Raw genomic sequence first — 17,179 nt, forward strand, 5'->3', positions numbered from 1 at the left:
GGGCCGGCTACGTCCGGGTCGGGGGCCCGGGCTTTGGGCCGGGGCGCCTTGGGGTGCTAAACCCTGAAGCCGCGGCGGCGGCCGCCGGCGCTTGAGGCCGGTAAAACACCCGTCCCATCCCCGAAGGGCGATCGGACGGGCGCAAGGAAGAAAGGGGCTTGCGCGAGGCCGCTGAACCGTCCTAGCCTCTCCTCATCGGCGCTGCGGCGCCGCCCTGAGACAAGGAGGTCGGCCATGAGACATCACGGCATCACCGGCTCCCCCGCGCGTACCGCCGACGCGGATCAGGACACGCCACCCAACCAGGATCGGCAGGGATAGTGGCTCCCTGAACGCTGCGGAAGGTCGAGTTCCCCCGCCGGTCCGAGGACGGGGCTGCAGCTCCCACCGCGCGCGAGAGTGTGGACCCTGCGAAAGCCCGTCGGCGCGAGCCGGCGGGTTTTTCTTTGGCGATCCCATCCCTTGCGGACCGCGCATCGAAACCCGTCCCCGTCACGCGCGGTTGGCTGATGAAGCCTGGACCAGACTCGGAGACCGACGTGCCGCGCTACTTCTTCGACACGCATGATGGCGCCTTCCATCGTGACGAAGACGGGACGGAATGCGCCGACCTGGATGCGGTCCGCCGGGAGGCGATGATCTTCCTGCCGGAAATCGCGCGCTGGGAGATCCCCAAGGACGGCAACCAGCGCGCCTTCACCGTCCTGGTCCGCGATGAGAGCGGTGCCATCGTCTATACCGGCACGCTGACCTATGCGGGACTGACCCTGAACAACGAGGCGACGTAGCCTCGGCCGTCCTCGGCGTCCCAGCGGCGCGAGGCTTGCACCACCGGTCCCCGCCCCGCTTCGGAGACCGGCGCCCGGATGCCTCTCTTCCATTTCGCGCTGTGCCGGAACGGCCGGACCATCGGACCGACGGAGACGCGCGACTGCCCCGATTGCGGCATGGCCTTCCGCGCCGCCCGCGAGATGATCCGGGTCCTGCGCGAGGCCGACGCCCTGCCGGAGGGCGACCGCGAGCACACCCTGCGGGTCAGCTACGTCGATCACTCGACGCTGTTCGACCTGCCGTTGAACCTGAGGATCTGAGGCCGATCCCGCTCGATCGGCTCACCCCTTCCAGTTCTTCAGCGCGGCGAAGGGGCTGCCGGAGACATCCGGGGGCGGGGGGTTGAGCACCGGCTCGACCTGGGCGATCGCGTCCTCCCGCGAATGCGCGCTCCCGTTCGGCAGCTTGCCGCCGGCGGCGTCGCGGTGGCCGCCGCCGCGGAAGGCGCGGGCGCCGTCCAGGGCCGTGCCGTCGATGGAGCGGAACGAGAGCGTGCCCGCCCGCTGCACGTTGACGACCCGCTTGGCCCGGCCGGCCTCCATCACCTGGTCGGAGACCCGCTGGAAGGTGCCGGAATCGAGGCCGAAGGAGAGCAGCGTGCCGTCCGAGAGGGGGTGGAACAGCGCGTCCGAGCGGGCGAGCGCGCGGGCGAGCCGCTGGCGCGCGGTGAGCGTCGGGTCGTCGCCCGCTTCCCCCGCCAGCAGCCCATCGACGAGGCCGGCGCGGAGTTCGCCCGAGCGGCGCTCCAGCTCGGCCGGGGTGGCGCCCGCCCGCAGCCGGCCGGCCGCCGCCATCAGCAGGTCGGAGACGAAGCGGTCGTGCCACGGATGGCCCGCCGGCACCAGGGTCGAGACGCTGTCCCAGAACAGCTCGTCCAGCGCGAGTCCGCCGGCGAAGCCCGGCTCGCCCTTCTTCCACAGATCGAGCGCCTCGACCGATTCGATCAGCGCCGCGAGGTCGGCGGCCTGCGTCTCCGGCAGGATCTTGTCGGGAGCGTAGAGGGCGCGCTGGTCGTGCGCCATCCGCGTGGCGCAATGCGCCTCGTCGATGAGCACGAACACTTCCGGATCGCCCAAATCCGCCCGCAGCAGCCCCGCGCGCTCGGGATCGGGGCCGATCTCGAGGTTCTGGCGCTTCAGCTGGTCGATCGAGGAGGCGTGGTGGTCGAGCACCACGAGGCGGTGGTGCGCCCCCTCCGCCCGGCCGCGGTTCATCGCGGCGAAGCGGCGCAGGAAGGCGACCGTCGGCTCCTCCAGCCCGAGATCGGTCATCAGCAGCGTCTCGGCGGTGCTCGCGCCGCGCAGGCGCTTCAGCTCGTCCTCCACCACCGGGCCGACATCGGAATAGCGGGCGACATGCACCACCCGGGACACGTCGGCGAAGGCGGCGGCCACCGTCGTGGCACCGTAGCCGTCGAGGTCGTGGTGGGAGACCTGCGTGACGATCATCGGCAGAAATCTCGGCTTAAGGCTGGACAGGAGGCTCGCGGGACGCGAGACGGCGAGCGCCGCCGGCGCGGCGTGCGCGGTCCGAGCCTCTTACGCCGGCCGGCCCCGAAAGGTCCACGGGCCTTCGGCGGCTCCGGCGCCGAGCGGGCGCCACCTCGGGGCGCGCCGCCTCGGCCGGACGGCCGGCGCCGATATCCGGCGATGGCCGGGCCGATCCGGCAACCTTAACGCCCGGTTCAGGCGTTGAGATCCTATCTGCGACCGTTCTTCACTTCGAGAACCGGCGAGGGCATGACGCAACCGACCGACCTTCCGACCCGCGCCGCGCGGCGGATCGACCCTTGTCCCGATTCCGGTCCCGACGCGTCGCTCGGCCCCTGCCTCGACCGGCGGCGGCTGATCGGCGGGGTCGCGGCCGGCGCCGCCCTGGCCCTGCTGCCGGGCCGGGCGGCGGCCCAGGCCGCGCCGCCGGCCCTGCCCGCGCCGGGCTCGCCCTTCTCGGAGGCCACCGTGCCCGACCTCGCCCGGGCGCTCGGCAACCGGCCCTTCGCGGCCCAGGCCACCAACGACGTGCCCGACGCCCTCAAGAACCTGCCGCGGGAGGCCTACGAGGCGATCCGCCTGCGCCCCGAGGCGCTGCTCTGGGGCGGCGAGCCGCACGGCTTCGCCGTCGAGCCGCTGCTGCGCGGATTCTACTACACCGACCGGGTCGCCCTGTTCCTCGTCGAGGACGGCGTGGTCCGCCCGGTCACCTACGAGCGCGGGCGCTACGAGCCGGGATCGGACGCCGGCGCGGCGGCGCTGCCGGAAACCGAGCCGGGCTTTTCCGGCCTGCGCATCCGCGCGCGCTTCGGCGAGCGGCACCAGGATTTCGCGGTGTTTCAGGGCGCCTGCTTCTACCGGCTGGTGGGGCGGGGCCAGGAATTCGGCGTCAACGGGCGCGCCCTGATGCTGCGCCCGGCCGACCCCCGCGGCGAGGAATTCCCCCGCTGGCGCGCGCTGTTCGTGGAGCGCCCGAAGACGCCCGACGGGCCGCTCGTGATCCACGCCCTGATCGATTCCGACTCCCTCGCCGCGGCCCTGCGCCTGGAACTGCGCCCCGGCGAGACCTCCACCGCCGCGGTCACCGCCACCCTGGTCACCCGCAAGGCGGTCGAGCATCTCGGCCTCGGCGGCATGCAGGCGCCGTTCCTGTTCGGCCCGCACGACCGGCGCGGCTCGGACGACGCCCGCGCCGCGGTCTACGCCGCGGGCGGCCTGCAGATCCGCAACGGCGGCGGCGAGGCGATCTGGCGCCCGGTGCGCAACCCGGAGACGCTGCAGATCTCGGGCTTCCTCGACAACGGTCCGCAGGGCTTCGGCCTGACGCAGCGGGACCGGGCCCCCGCGACCTTCGAGGACGATGTCCACCACTGGGAGCGCGGCCCCTCGCTGTGGGTCGAGCCGGGCGAACGGGTGGGCGAACCTGGGGGCGAAGCCCTGTGGGGGGAGGGCGCCGTGACCCTCCTCGAGATCCCGAGCGATGCGGAGATCAACGAGAACGTCATCGCCTATTGGCGGCCGAAGGCGGCCCTGCCCGCGGGCCAGGAGGTCCGTGTCGGCTACCGGCAGAGCTGGGGCGGCGAGCCGCCGGTCGCTCCGCTCGCGCGGGTCACGAGCACCCGCAGCGGCCGCGGCGGCGCCACGCCCCGGCGCCTGTTCCTCGTCGACTTCACCGGCGACGTCCTGTTCACCCCGGAGGGCGCGATGGTGCCCCTCGACACGGTCCTGATCGCCGGCCCCGGCCGGATCGTCGAGGGCGCGACCCGCTGGATCCCGCACCCGGAGACCCGCACCGTCCGCGTCGCCTTCGAGCTGGATCCGGGCAGCGAGCGGGCCTGCGAACTGCGCCTTGCCCTCAAGACCGAAGGGCGGCAGGTCACGGAAACGTGGCTGTACCGCTGGACGCCGTGACTTTTGCCGGAGCGACGATGCCCGACCCCGCCGACAGCGTCTCGACCGTGATGGACCGCCCGGCTCCGGCCGGCGACCGGACCGAGGCACCCTCCGGGGCCGCCGCCCTCCCGGCGTCCTTGCCGGCGTCCTCGCCGACGTCCTTGCCGGCGTCGATGCCGCCGCGGGCGCCGCTGGCGATGCCGGTGCAGGACCTGCGCGACCGGCCGGCGGCGCGTCGCGACGGCGGCGGCGGGCCGTTCCTGGCGCGCCTGTTCGTGTTCGGGGGGGCGGCGGCGCTCACCGCCTACGGCGCGTGGCAGATGTACGAGGTGATCTCGGTCTCCGGCGGCGCCACCTGGCTGCAGTGGGTGCTGCTGGTGCTGTTCGTGCTGAACTTTTCCTGGATCGCCCTGGCCTTCACCGCCGCGCTCCTCGGCTTCGCGGCGCTGCTGCGGCGGGACAGGCCGGCGCCGCTCCCGGCGCACCTCGCCACCCGCACCGCCATCGTCATGCCGGTCTACAACGAGGGCAGCGCCCGGGTCTTCGCCGGGCTGCAGGCGATGCACGAGGCGGTCGACGCGACCGGCCTCGGGCGCTATTTCGACTGGTTCGTCCTGTCCGACTCGACCCAGGCCGACGCCTGGGTCGCCGAGGAGCGCGCCTTCCTCGCGCTGCGCGCGGAACTCGGGCCCGAGGCGCGCCTCTACTACCGCCACCGGGAGAAGAACCATCACCGCAAGGCCGGCAACATCGCCGACTTCGTCACCGGCTGGGGCGGGTCCTACGACCACATGCTGGTGCTCGACGCCGACAGCCTGCTCACCGGCGACTGCATCGTGCGGCTCGCCGCCGCGATGGAGGCCGACCCGCAGGCCGGCATCATCCAGAGCCTGCCGCTGATCATCAACCGCAACACGCTGTTCGCCCGGCTCCAGCAATTCGCCGCGCGCATCTACGGTCCCGTCATCGCCACCGGGCTCTCGGTCTGGTCGGGCCGCGACGGCAATTACTGGGGCCACAACGCGATCATCCGGATGGAGGCCTTCGCCGAGGCCGCGGGCCTGCCGGACCTCAAGGGCCGCCCGCCCTTCGGCGGCCACATCCTCAGCCACGATTTCGTCGAGGCGGCGCTGATCCGCCGCGCGGGCTGGGGCGTGACCATGCTGCCGCGGCTGGAGGGCTCCTACGAGGAGAGCCCGCCCTCGCTGATCGATCTCGCCGTGCGCGACCGGCGCTGGGCGCAGGGCAACCTCCAGCACGCCCGCGTCATCGGCGCGGCCGGCCTCGCGCCCGCCTCGCGCCAGCACTTCGCCACGGGCATCGCCGGCTACGTCGCCTCGCCGCTCTGGCTCGCCCAGCTCGTGATCGGCATCGTCATCGTGCTGCAGACCGCCTGGGTGCGTCCGGAATATTTTTCGGCCGAGTTCGGCCTCTACCCGGTCTGGCCGCGCTTCGACCCGGTGCGCGCGCTCCAGCTCTTCGCGCTCACCATGGGCATCCTGCTCGCCCCGAAATTCTTAGGGTTGATCCTGGCGCTCCTGGACGGCGGGACCCGGCGGGCGAGCGGCGGCGCGGGGCGGCTGACCCTGTCCTTCCTGATCGAGATCCTGCTCTCGGCGCTGATCGCGCCGATCGCGATGCTGATCCAGTCGGGCTCGGTGTTCCAGATCCTGGCCGGGCGCGACACCGGCTGGAACCCGCAGCGCCGCGACGACGGCTCGATCCCCTTCGCGGACATCGTGCGCCGCCACCGCTGGCACACCGGCCTCGGCGTGGTCACGGGCGTGGCGGCGTTCGCCATCGCCACCTCCCTGTTCCTATGGATGTCGCCGACGATCCTCGGCCTCGTCCTGGCGATCCCGCTCTCCTGGGCGAGCGGCCAGCTGGCGCTCGGCCTCGCCCTGAAGGCCCGCGGCCTGCTGGTGACGCCGGAGGAGCAGGCCCCGCCGGCCATCGCGCTGCGCGCCGGCGAGCTCGCCCGCCGCAACGCGGCCCGCGGCTTCGACGACGCGGACGCGCTCGCCGCCCTCCACGCCGACGCGTCCCTCGCCCGCGCCCACGCCGCGATGCTGCCCGAGAGCCGTCCCCGGCCGCGCGGAACCATCGACGCGGACCACACGCTCGCCCGCGCCAAGATCGTGGAGGCGGAGACCGTGGCCGAGGCGCAGGCCTGGCTCACCCCGAAGGAGCGCTTCGCCCTGCTCCACGACCGCGCCGGGCTCGACCAGCTCACCCGCCTGGCGCCGGCCTGAGCCCCGATCCCCGTCCCGACCGTTGACGCTGATCCCCGCACGGCCATAGACAGACAGCGACCGCAGGGCCGCGCGACCGCGCGGCTCTGAACGGCTCAGGAAGGGTGGCCGAGTGGTTTAAGGCAGCGGTCTTGAAAACCGCCGTGGGGGCAACTCCACCGTGGGTTCGAATCCCACCCCTTCCGCCAGATTCTTGATCTGCATGGCCATGCGTGGTTTTCCGGGTTGTCGAACCCGTTGATTCATCGCCATATTCCCAGCTGACGTGGTCGCGCAGCGAAAGACAAAAGCCAGCATTGGCGAAAAATCTTTTATTTCCGACAACTGTTGAAATGACGCGCCAGTCCATCAACTGATGGGCTGGCGCGCAGTCAAGTTTTCAGCCGAGCCAAGAGATGTGCGCGTATAATCGCTCGGCGCTTAAGCGCAGCCGTCTCTCGCGGCTGCTCCAAAGCGGACGCTGCAGCAGCTCAGCTTTCGGGTCTCAGTGGCGCCATAAGCAGACTTCAACGCACCGCCAGGAACCGGACATTCAATGGCAGGTAGGCTACCTTTTGGTGTCCGCGCAGAATTGAACGGGGTTACGCAGGCAAATATCCACTTTCTGTGAGTTGACCGGCATCGAGCGGGTTTCGGTCAACGGCGAAGTGGCTGCGGCGAGCTGCCGCCTATCGGTATGCCGCTGCCTGCAGCTCGAACAGTTCGGCGTAGCGACCGGCGTTGCAGACGAGCTCCTCGTGCGTACCGGCTTCCTGCACCTGGCCGCTCCCGAGCACGACGATGCGGTCGGCGCGGCGAACGCTCGAGAAGCGATGCGAGATGAGGAGCGCGGTGCGCCCGAGCGCGAGAGCGCGGAGGCGGGCGAACACTTCTGCCTCGGCGCGGGCGTCGAGCGCCGCAGTCGGCTCGTCCATGACCAGCACCTCGGACTCGCGCATGTAGGCGCGGGCGATTGCGAGCTTCTGCCATTCGCCCCCGGACAGGTCGACCCCGTCCTCGAAGCGCCGCCCCAGCCGCTGGCCGTAGCCCGCGGGCAGCCGCGCCACCACGGTGTCGGCAAGCGCCCGCCCCGCCGCGCCCTCGATGCGGGCCGTATCCGTCCGCGCCGCGATGCGCCCGACCGCGATGTTCTCGCTCGCCGTGAGATCGAAGCGGACGAAATCCTGGAAGATCACGCCGATGCGCGTGCGCAAGACGTTGGGGTCGAAGTCACGCAGGTCTCGCCCGTCGAGCAGGATGCGCCCCTCGGTCGGGTCGTAGAGCCGCGCCAGAAGCTTGACGATCGTGGTCTTGCCGCTGCCATTCTCGCCCACCAGCGCCAAGACCTCGCCGGCTCGAATCGTGAGCGAGAGATCGCGCACCGCCCAGCGCTCGGCACCGGGATAGCGGTAGCCCACCGCCTCGAACACGAAGCCGTCGCGGATCGGCGTCGGGAACGGGGCGGGATGCTCTGGCGTGCTGAGCCGAGGCGCGAGTGCGAGGAACCCGAACAGGTCGTCGAGGTACTGCGCTTGGCCCGAGAGCTGGGACAGGCCCAGAAGCAAGCCTTCGACGAGGCCGCGGAGGCGCAGGAAGGCACCGCTTAGGAAGGTGAGGTCGCCGAGGGTGAGCGTGCCGGTGGCCGTCCGCAGCGCGATCACGAGGTAGGCGAGGTAGTAGGCAAGCGTGCCGAGGCTCGCGAACAGCCCGCCCGCGACGGCCCGGCGCCGCGCGAGATGGGTGTTCTCGCGCAGCGCCCGGTGGGCGAGCAGACGAAAGCGCTCGGCGAGGTAGCCACTGAGGCCGAAGAGCTTGATTTCCTTGGCGCTCTCGGCCCCAACCCCGAGCTGGCGCATGTAGTCGCCCTCGCGCCGGTCCGGCGAGCGCTGGTAGGCGAGGCGGTAGCCCTGGCGGTTGAAGTGGAGTTCGTTGAGGAAGGCCGGGATCAGAGCGAGCACGAGCAGGGCGACGAGCCAGGGCAGGAATGCAACCACGGCCAGAGCCAGAGACAGGGCCGTGAGCCCATCCTGAAGTTGGCCGAGCAGCTGGCCCATCGGGTTGGCGCGCCACGCGACCTGACGCCGGGCACGCTCCAGCCCGTCCTGCACGGCGGGGTCCTCGAACTGGGCGAGATCGAGGGTTGCGGCGTGTGCCATCAGACGGAGCGTGGTGGCGTTGCCGGTCATCTCGGCTAGCACAGCGTCGACGAGGCTTGTCGCGCGCCCGAGCAGGTCGGAGGCGAGCGCCAACGCGAGTTCAGCCCCGATCAGCAGGCCGACCCGACGCAGGAGCGGAGTGGCGAGCCAGTCCGACACGCTCGCCGGCGGGGCGGCACCGACTTGCCCGGCCACAACCGTGTCGACGACGAGTTTGGCGACATAGAGCATCAGGGCAGGGATTGCCGCGCGGGCAAGGCGCAAACCGATACTAGCGAGCGTCAGGCTGCGGTTCGTCGCCCAGGCGAGGCGGAACAGGGCCGGGAGGTGCCGGAACGGACCGATCCGTGCCGCGGCTGCCCTGCGTAGCCGGGCGGTGGCTGATGGAAACAAACGCACTGCGCGCCGCACGGGCGTTCCCTGCTATGTCGAAAGTCAACGAACACATCTTGTACGGGATTGCCATGCGTTCCGGGGCGGTGATGGCACGCGACACGACGGCGCCCGCGATCCGGCGGCTGCCCGCCCTCGATGGCGTCTACTGTGGACGTGTGGGTCGGTCTTCGTGGCCTCACCGAGCCGACATCGACGCTGCGGCATCAGGCTCTGCGCGCCACCTCGAACCAAGTCGGCCGCGCATCTGTTGGCGCACCATCATCGGCAGATTCACCTGTAAGCTCTGACCGTGTCTGCAACCCGGATCTCCTCGCCCGAACTGCCCGAGCTGCCATTCGAGGCGTTCACGAAGCACGACCCCTCGCCCGATTCCCAGTTCTACAGGGAGCCGCGCTTCGTCACGCATATCGATGAGGCAGCCATCGCCGCGGTGACGCGCCTATACGGCGAACTCCTTCCCGCGGGCGGCATCATCCTCGACATGATGTCGAGTTGGGTCAGCCACCTTCCCCCGGAGAAAACCTTCGCGGCGGTGATCGGCCATGGCCTGAACCGGCGCGAACTCGACGCCAACTCACGGCTGACGCGACGCTTCGTGCAGGATCTGAATGCCGACCCGCACCTCCCCATCGAGAGTGCAAGCGTCGACGCGGCGCTGATCTGCGTGTCGGTGCAGTACCTCCAGCAGCCGGTGACGGTGCTGTCCGAGGTTGCGCGCGTGCTCCGCCCAGGATCGCCGGTCATCGTCAGCTTCTCGAACCGCTGTTTCCCAACCAAGGCCGTCGCGATCTGGACCGCTCTCGATGCGATGGGGCACGCGCAGCTCGTCGATCTGTATCTGCGACGCGCAGGCTTTGCGCGAACCGAAACACGGGTCCTGATCCCGAATGGTGGCCCGAGCGATCCGATGACGGCTGCGGTCGGCTGGCTCGCACCGGAATGACGGGCCATTCGGCTCGGGAGCGGTCAAACACGCATCACGCCATCGTAACCGGAGGTTCGCCTATCCGTCACCGCAGCAGCTCGGAACAGCTGCGTCCAGCCTTGGTTTCCCACCCCTACGGCTCCTGGCACCCCGAGGTTATCGTGCGTGACCGCATGCCCATGTCGCGCCGATTTGTCATTCAGTCCGGAGGTGTCGCTGCCGCCAGCATCATGTTCGGGATCGAAGGAGCCGCAGGGGTGGAGACGAACTCCAGCAAACCCACCGACGCTCCGACGGGCCGTCGAACGAAGAGCCTCGATACCGAATACTTCAAGGGCATGTATGCCACCGAGGCCGATCCCTGGCGCTTTGCCACGAGCCCGTACGAGCGGGACAAGTACGCGGCGACGCTCGCGGCCCTGCCGCGACCCCACTACACGTCCGCCCTCGAAATCGGCTGCTCGATCGGGGTGTTCACCCACCAGCTCTGCCCCCGCTGTGACGCGCTGCTCGGGCTCGATGTGGTGCCGTCCGTGTTGGACGCCGCACGGGAACGGTGCGCCGATTGCCCGAACGCACAGTTTCAACTGGCTGCGGTCCCAGGCACTTGGCCGGAAGGGCAGTTCGATCTGATCCTGATCTCCGAGGTGGCGTACTATCTCGATCGCGCCGATCTCGCGCGCCTCGTGACACGTGTCAGACGTGCGATCCTGCCCGAGGCCGATATCGTGCTGGTTCACTGGCTCGGCGTCACCCACTACCCGCTCTCCGGCGACGATGCCGCCGAGGGCTTCATCGAAGGCGCACGTGATTTCGCGCGGGTGTTCAAGCAATCGCGAACGGCCGAGTATCGACTCGACGTGCTGCGCGCGACCAAGGCTTAGGCCTACGATATCCCGCGACAGCATTTATCGAAAACCTGGGATGCCGCCGTAGGGTCAGCGCTGCGACCCTCATGGGTTGGAACAGCAGCCTAACTGAGCCCCTCCTTGCGCCGATCCCATGCCGTCGCTCCGACATAGAGGAGGAGGCCAGCTAGCATCAGACCACAGCCCGCGAGCGACTGGAACGGCCGGACGGCCACGACGTGGGCCATCATGAGCAGCGTGACGGACAGGAAGATCATCGGCGTCACCGGGTAGCCCCAGGCTCGGCAGGGCCGCGGCAGGTCGGGCTGCGTGATGCGCAGCTTGATCAGGCCGAGCACGGCAAGGAAGGAGCACAGGGTCAGGCTGAACTGGATGAACTCCAGCACCGCCTCGAAGCTCTGGGTGAGAAGCAGAAGGGTAGCGACCCCGCCTTGCAGAAGGATCGCGGGGGTGGGTACGCCGATGCGAGAGCGGTGCGCGAACGGGCGCAGTAGCGGCAGGTCCTCGCCCATTGCCACCGTCACCCGCGGGCCGATCCACATCATTGCACTGATCGTTGGAATCAGGCCGGCGCAGATCACGACGCCAACGAGGCGGCCGCCCACCTCGCCGAAGACGTGACGGCCGGAGATCAGGGCGACATCGACCTGTCCGGCGAGTTCCGCGATGGGTGTGGTGTAGAGGAATACCGCGTTCAACGCGACGTAGAGCACGACCACGAGGCTCGTCCCGACGAAGAGCGCCCGCGGCAGGCTGCGTTTCGGATCGTCGATCTCGCCGACGATGTAAGTCGCCGCGTTCCAGCCCGTGTAGGCGTACATCACGAACACGAGGCTGATGGCGAAGCTGGCGCCGAAGATCTGCCCGGCATCGAACCCGACGGGGGTGAAATGAATCGGTTGATCGCCCCCCCGCGCGAAGCCTACCGCGATGAAGGCGACGATCAGAGCGAGCTTGAGGAGCGTCAACCCGATTTGGAAAACGCTGCTTTGGCGCGCTCCGCGCAGGTGGACGGCCGTGACGACCCAGATCACCGCCAGGCCGAGCAAGAGCGGCGGCGCGCCGGGTAGAACCGCCTTGGCGTATTGCCCGAACGCCATCGCCGCGAGCGCCACCGGGGCGGCGAAACCGACCGTGCCCGAGAGCCACCCCGCCATGAACCCGACCGCCGGGCCGTACAGGCGCGTGAGGAAGTTGTACTCGCCGCTCGATCGGGGAAACATTGTCGCGAGTTCCGCGTAGCAGAACGCCCCGCACAGAGCGACGACACCTCCGATGAGCCATAGCAGAAGCAGTGCGAAGCCGGATCGAATGTCTGTGACCTGAAACCCGAGGCTGGTGAAAACGCCGACGCCGATCATGTCGGATACCACGATCGCGGTCGCCGCCAGGGTCGAGACTTTCGTTGACGTTCCGGCGGCGGCGTTTTCGAGCATGCGATACACATCTGGCCCGCACCGGCCGCGCGTCGAGATGCGGCTGATCGGCCGGAAGCGAGGTTCAATGGAACGCTCGTTTTCCGGGGCGGCTTCGATGGTCCAACGAGGAGGCAGCCCTTATGTCGAAATTCTCAATTCTATCCGGCGCCGCGGCGTTCATGATCGTCGTCGGCGGCGACGCCATGGCTGCGCCTTGAGCGACTGGCACCACGACCTTATGCCCTGACGTCCGCGCGGTTCGTCCCCGTGCTCTGCGGTCCAGGCATCGTCGAGCGACTTGCCCCGGCAGACAAGCTTTCGGACGTCTCGCCCTCGGCCCTGTCGCCATCGGGTGTGCCGATCGTTTTGGTCAGCGGCGTCCTCGACCGGCTCACGCCGCTCTGGGTCGCGTACGACTATGCCCGCCTCCTGCGAAAGAAACACCGGACCGCCCCGCGGCTCATCAACGTCGCGGATGCCGGACACTTCGCCTTGGTGACGCCGCCCGCGCCGGCTTGGCAAGCGGTGCGTGGTCTCGTTGAGGCGTCCTTGAAAGACCGATAGGTGGGCCGCTCCGCTTTCTGACTCGCTCCCTCGCGTTAGGGAGCGGGCTTCCGGAGACCATCTTTGATCTCAGCCGCGCGGCGATACCAGATGCGGGCACGCTGCGGATCACCCTTGGCCCGAAGACCTTTGGATTTGAGGTAGACCGCGTCGTAGCTCTTCGCCATGCCGAGCGCGCCTTGAATATCGCCGGCTCGATAAGCCTCTTCGTAGAGATAGCGAGCGATCGTGTACTGTCCCCGTCCGAGATAGCGGTCGGCCTGCTCGAGCGCTTGAACCCCGTCCGACGCCGGATCCGGTTTCCGGGGCGAAGCCTTGGCAGGCTCGGACGCCAAGGAATTCGGCAGGACGCTCGCGGTGGTTTCGTCTCGCTCTTGAAGCGGCACGGGTTTCGAGGCTTCCGCCGATTGGGGGGGTGCCTTTGGCGGCTGTTCGGGCCCGGTCAGTTCCGCATCCTTCGCCTCCGCAGGTCTGGTCGGCAGTTCGACGGGGACGTCGAGTTGTTTCAGACGGGCCATGAGATCCTGCTCGCGCTGGACAAGGTCCTGCAGCGGAACGTCGGAGGACCGGCTCGTCGGCGCGACCTCCAGCCGGGGAAGGATCGCGCCGACGCGCTCGAACACCAGCAGGCCGCTCGATCCGACGAGGATGGCGAGGAGCATCCACAGAGCCCATCGGTGACCGCGATAGAGGCGGCGCGGCAGGCTCTCGGAGATGAAGTTCTGCGGCGCGGACAGAGCCGACCGCACCGATCGTTGCTGGTCCATGTGCCTCCTCTCAGCGCGTGAGACCGCCGTACCGAACGGTGCCGGGCGGTCAGGGCGGTCCTCCGTCGTCGAAGCTCGTCGCGCATCGTCGAGTCGCACTCGCCCACGGGCCGGGCACCCAGACGCGTGTGCCCCCGCGCTGCCGGCACGCGGCGGCCTCCGGCGGTTCATCGAACAGAGCGGTCACGACGCCCCAGATCGATGGCGGCGGTGCCGCGGCCGGGGCGTTGCCGGTCGACTCGCTGCGTCCGCGCAGTCCCGCGCCGAGGACGGCCACGGCGGCAGCGCCCGCAGCGAGGCCGTAAACCAGCCTCCGGCGAATGGGTCGCGGGATCGCGCAATGCGGACAGCACCGGGCATCGTCGAGGAGAGCCTGTCCGCAACGCCTGCATCGCCGAAGATGGCTCGTCATCGGGCGTCCTCCCCGGAGCAGGGCACGTCGCCGCATCCGCGTCGCGCGACTCGGCCGCGCGTGGATCCGCTGCCCTGCCCGCAGCCGCTCCTTGTCCCGACAGGTGCCCGGCCGCCACCGGTACGATCGCTCCGCCGGCCCAGGATTAGTTCGGTTGCCGGGGAAGCGACGTCAACTTTCCTAACCGAGGTAACCCAAATTCTCTAGATACGATTGCGGGAACAAAAAGTTAGGCGATCCGGGTTGTGGGCTATTATGGTCTCATGCGCCCCTTCACGACTGTGAATGGGATTGCGGTATCAGTATTGGATCAGCGCGTTCACAGGGCCGAAAAGGCCGGAACTTAGGGAGCAAGCGCCGTGACGGAAATTCTCGTCGCGTGTGATCGCGCCAGCCCGCAGGTGGGCCACGAGATCGAGACGCTGTTCCGTGAGGCTGGATACAAGGTCTATCAGGCGCCCGCTTGCAAGAACCTCCTGGCCGGAAGAGGGGCAGACGCCGATCTCGTCATCATCGATGCCACACGGGATGGCAGGCGCGGGCTGTGTCTCGCCAGTTCGTATCGCACCGCCTCCAGCGTCGGCATCGTCGTCATCCATCACGCGGACGCCGACGCGGACCTCGTCCAGACGCTGGAAGTGGGCGCCGACGACGTGCTGGTGCAGCCGTTCCGGCATCGCGAGTTGCTTGCCCGGGTCAAGAGCCTGTTGCGCCGCATGAATCTCGACAAGGGCGACCAGCTCGCCGGCAAGGCGCGGCGCGGCATTCAGTTCAAGGGCTGGTTCCTCGACTTGGAGCGACGCCAACTCGTCTGCGAGGCGACGGGCGGTTGCGTGCCGCTGACGACGGCCGAGTACAACATGCTGACGGTCTTCGCGCAGAATTCGTGCCGCGTCCTCAGCCGCGACGACCTGTCCATCATGGCGCTGGGGCGCCCGCATTCGATGATGGCCCGCTCGCTCGACGCTCAGGTTGCGCGCCTGCGCAAGCGCCTGTCGACGAACAAGCCCGGCATCGCCTACATCAAGTCGGTCCGCAGTGTGGGTTACATTTTCTGTAATCGGACCTACGACGTCTACTGAGCCTCGGTCGGCACTCCGATTCGTGCCAGCGCCTCCGTGACGGCCGTGCCCTCGATCACCTGACAGCGTCCCTCGACATGGATCAGCAAGTCCGCGCCGCACGAAATCTCGGGCCGATGCGCGACGCTCACCCGCGTCATCGCGAGGGCGCGCAGGCTCTCGTTGACCAGCCGTTCATTGCGGAGATCGAGATGCGCCGTGCCCTCGTCGAGGAACAGCAGACGGGGTTGCCTGTAGAGCGCCCGCGCGAGCAGGATGCGCTGCTTCTGACCGCCTGAGAGCGAGGAGCCCATATCGCCGATCAGGCTATCGTACCCCATCGGCATCGCCAGGATCTCGTCGTGTACGCCGGCCCGCACGGCGCTTTCGACCATGCGACGCTCATCGAGGACGGTGTCCAAGAAGGCGATGTTGTCGGCGATCGAGCCCGACAGGAGATGATCCTCCTGCATGACGGCGGCGACTTGCTCACGATAGTTGCGGATGCCGTACGTCTGGAGCGGCATCCCGTCGATCAGCACTTGTCCGGACGTCGGCTCGAGCAGGCCGAGCATGATCTTCACGAGGGTCGTCTTCCCCCCGCCCGAGGGGCCGGTGATCGCCGTGAACCGGCCGGCGGGGATTGTCAGGCTCACGTCCTGCAGGATGTTCCGCTCGCCCTCCGCGTAGCGGAAGCAGACGCGCTCCAGGACGATCTCCCCTCGCAGCGGTGCGAGGCGGGCGAGCGGTCGATCGTGGCCGGGCTCCTGAGGGGTCACGGCAATGTCGGACAGCCGTTCCAGGTGCAGGCGTACCAGACTGAGGTCGAGTGCGGTTTGGAGGAGGAGAAGGGACTTCTCCACGAACTGCTCGCGATAGCTCATGAACGCGAAGATCATGCCGACGGTCAGGACCCCGTCGAGGGTCAGCACGGCGGCGACGTAGACGGTGACGACGTACTCGGCGCCTGTCAGAGCCTGGTCGATGGTGAGGAAGCCGATCTTCGCGCGCCCGAGCGCGAGGTTTGCGTTCACCGTGTCGGCGAAGCGGTTCAGCCACTGCCCCTCCCGCTCGGCCTCGCGATTGTTGAGCTTGACACTCTGCACGGCCCGCAGGGTCTCGATGAAGGTGGTGTCCTCCTGGGCCCCCACGGCGATGGCTTCCTCGTTCAGCCGGCGGAAGCGGGCAAACAGGGAGAGCCGCAGGCCGATGCAGAGCGTGAGCCCGACCAGCACGATCACGGCGAGCGTCGGGCTGTAGGCGAGGATCATCGCCAAGGTGAGCAGGGCCAACACGCCGTCGATGAGGGCTGCGATGAGCCCCTGCGCCAGCAGGTTGCGGATCGGATCGATCGAGCCGAAGCGGGAGATCACATCCCCGACATGGCGCTTCTCGAAGTAGGCGATCGGCAGCCGCAGCAGGTGTCGAAACAGACGGGCGCCGATCTGGTAGTGAAGGATGTTCTGCAGGATGAGGATGATGCGCGCGCGCAGTGCATTCACCGCCACCCGCAGCGCCGTCAGGAGAGCGAATCCGATCGCGAGCGCGGCCATCAAGTCCCGGTCGCCCCGGGCGATGACCTCGTCGACCGTGACCTGCATGTAGAAGGGGCCGGCCAGAACCAGCGCTTCGAGCACCAGCGAGAGGACGATCACCTCGATCAAGCTGCGCCGCATGCCGGTGCTGTGCTGCCAGAAGGTCGAGAGCGGCAATCGTGCCCGCTCGTCCCGCTTCCGGAAGCCCTCGGCGGGGACGATCTCCAGCGCGACGCCGGTCAGGTGGTGCGATGCCTCGGAGTAAGTGAGGCGCCGCTCGCCGTAGGCGGGGTCGTGGACGACGATCCGGCGGGCCGAGACCGATTTGAGGACCACGAAATGGTTCATGTCCCAGTGCACGACGGCAGGAAGGGCGAGGTGGCGGATGTGCTCCACCTCGTAGCGCACCGGGCGACAGGCGAGATCGAGCGCCTTGGCGACCTCGATCAGGCCGCGCAGGGTGACGCCTTGCAGTGAGATCGGGTGGCGCCGCCGGAGGGTGTTCATGTCGATGCGGTGGCCGTGATACGCGGCCACCATCGCGAGGCAGGCAAGACCGCACTCGGCGGCCTCGGTCTGGAGGATCACGGGCAGGCTTCCACCGCCCATGCGCAGGCGGAGGCCGTCCATC

Annotated in this window: 12 protein-coding genes and 1 tRNA gene; 8 read left to right on the forward strand and 5 right to left on the reverse strand. The window is 68.9% G+C overall.

Annotated elements, in window-relative coordinates; all coding sequences use genetic code 11:
- The first annotated feature begins 539 nt into the window (after positions 1-539).
- Complete coding sequence (locus ABS772_RS04730) at positions 540-788, forward strand: DUF6894 family protein (protein ID WP_350392556.1); 249 nt, start codon at positions 540-542, stop codon at positions 786-788.
- Between the two features lie 78 nt (positions 789-866).
- Positions 867-1,091 carry a hypothetical protein gene (locus tag ABS772_RS04735; protein ID WP_238258771.1) on the forward strand — a complete coding sequence of 75 codons (225 nt, stop codon included), beginning with the start codon at positions 867-869 and terminating at the stop codon, positions 1,089-1,091.
- Between the two features lie 21 nt (positions 1,092-1,112).
- Here ABS772_RS04735 and ABS772_RS04740 read toward each other — a convergent pair whose 3' ends face one another.
- A complete protein-coding gene (locus tag ABS772_RS04740) occupies positions 1,113-2,279 on the reverse strand; it encodes a dimethylmenaquinone methyltransferase (RefSeq protein ID WP_350392557.1) in 1,167 nt (388 codons plus the stop codon).
- A gap of 291 nt (positions 2,280-2,570) precedes the next feature.
- Here ABS772_RS04740 and ABS772_RS04745 point away from each other — a divergent pair, with 291 nt between their 5' ends.
- The 3 genes from ABS772_RS04745 (at position 2,571) to ABS772_RS04755 (ending at position 6,654) form a co-directional block, all read left to right on the forward strand.
- The gene (locus ABS772_RS04745) at positions 2,571-4,232 is read left to right on the forward strand and encodes a glucan biosynthesis protein D (protein WP_350392558.1); all 1,662 of its coding nucleotides are present in this window, start codon (positions 2,571-2,573) and stop codon (positions 4,230-4,232) included.
- Positions 4,233-4,249: 17 nt separating this feature from the next.
- Positions 4,250-6,466 (forward strand): glucans biosynthesis glucosyltransferase MdoH, encoded by a 2,217-nt coding sequence (mdoH, locus tag ABS772_RS04750; protein WP_350392559.1) that lies wholly within the window; start codon positions 4,250-4,252, stop codon positions 6,464-6,466.
- 98 nt (positions 6,467-6,564) lie between these two features.
- A tRNA-Ser gene (locus tag ABS772_RS04755) sits at positions 6,565-6,654 on the forward strand.
- Between the two features lie 480 nt (positions 6,655-7,134).
- On the opposite strand, the gene ABS772_RS04760 is transcribed toward ABS772_RS04755, so the two are convergent.
- Positions 7,135-9,012 carry an ABC transporter ATP-binding protein gene (locus ABS772_RS04760; protein WP_350392561.1) on the reverse strand — a complete coding sequence of 626 codons (1,878 nt, stop codon included), beginning with the start codon at positions 9,010-9,012 and terminating at the stop codon, positions 7,135-7,137.
- Between the two features lie 274 nt (positions 9,013-9,286).
- Here ABS772_RS04760 and ABS772_RS04765 point away from each other — a divergent pair, with 274 nt between their 5' ends.
- Together ABS772_RS04765 and ABS772_RS04770 are read left to right on the forward strand one after the other, a co-directional pair.
- Entirely contained in the window at positions 9,287-9,940 is a 654-nt protein-coding gene (locus ABS772_RS04765; RefSeq protein ID WP_350392562.1) for a methyltransferase domain-containing protein, read from the forward strand.
- Between the two features lie 143 nt (positions 9,941-10,083).
- Positions 10,084-10,806: a class I SAM-dependent DNA methyltransferase gene (locus ABS772_RS04770; RefSeq protein ID WP_350392564.1), complete on the forward strand. Its 723-nt coding sequence runs from the start codon at positions 10,084-10,086 to the stop codon at positions 10,804-10,806.
- 89 nt (positions 10,807-10,895) lie between these two features.
- On the opposite strand, the gene ABS772_RS04775 is transcribed toward ABS772_RS04770, so the two are convergent.
- Together ABS772_RS04775 and ABS772_RS04780 are read right to left on the reverse strand one after the other, a co-directional pair.
- Positions 10,896-12,227, reverse strand: coding sequence for an APC family permease (locus ABS772_RS04775; protein WP_350392566.1), 1,332 nt, complete (start codon positions 12,225-12,227; stop codon positions 10,896-10,898).
- A 581-nt stretch (positions 12,228-12,808) separates the two neighbouring features.
- Positions 12,809-13,540, reverse strand: a complete 732-nt coding sequence (locus tag ABS772_RS04780; protein WP_350392568.1) for an SEL1-like repeat protein — start codon at positions 13,538-13,540, stop codon at positions 12,809-12,811.
- Positions 13,541-14,311: 771 nt separating this feature from the next.
- Between ABS772_RS04780 and ABS772_RS04785 the strand changes: the two genes are divergently transcribed.
- Positions 14,312-15,034 (forward strand): winged helix-turn-helix domain-containing protein, encoded by a 723-nt coding sequence (locus ABS772_RS04785; protein WP_238257636.1) that lies wholly within the window; start codon positions 14,312-14,314, stop codon positions 15,032-15,034.
- Here ABS772_RS04785 and ABS772_RS04790 read toward each other — a convergent pair.
- Positions 15,028-17,178, reverse strand: coding sequence for a peptidase domain-containing ABC transporter (locus tag ABS772_RS04790; protein ID WP_350392570.1), 2,151 nt, complete (start codon positions 17,176-17,178; stop codon positions 15,028-15,030). The two genes, ABS772_RS04785 and ABS772_RS04790, sit on opposite strands and share 7 nt — an antisense overlap.
- Position 17,179: the final 1 nt, after the last annotated feature.

Source organism: Methylorubrum podarium (assembly GCF_040270385.1).
Taxonomy (GTDB): domain Bacteria; phylum Pseudomonadota; class Alphaproteobacteria; order Rhizobiales; family Beijerinckiaceae; genus Methylobacterium; species Methylobacterium podarium.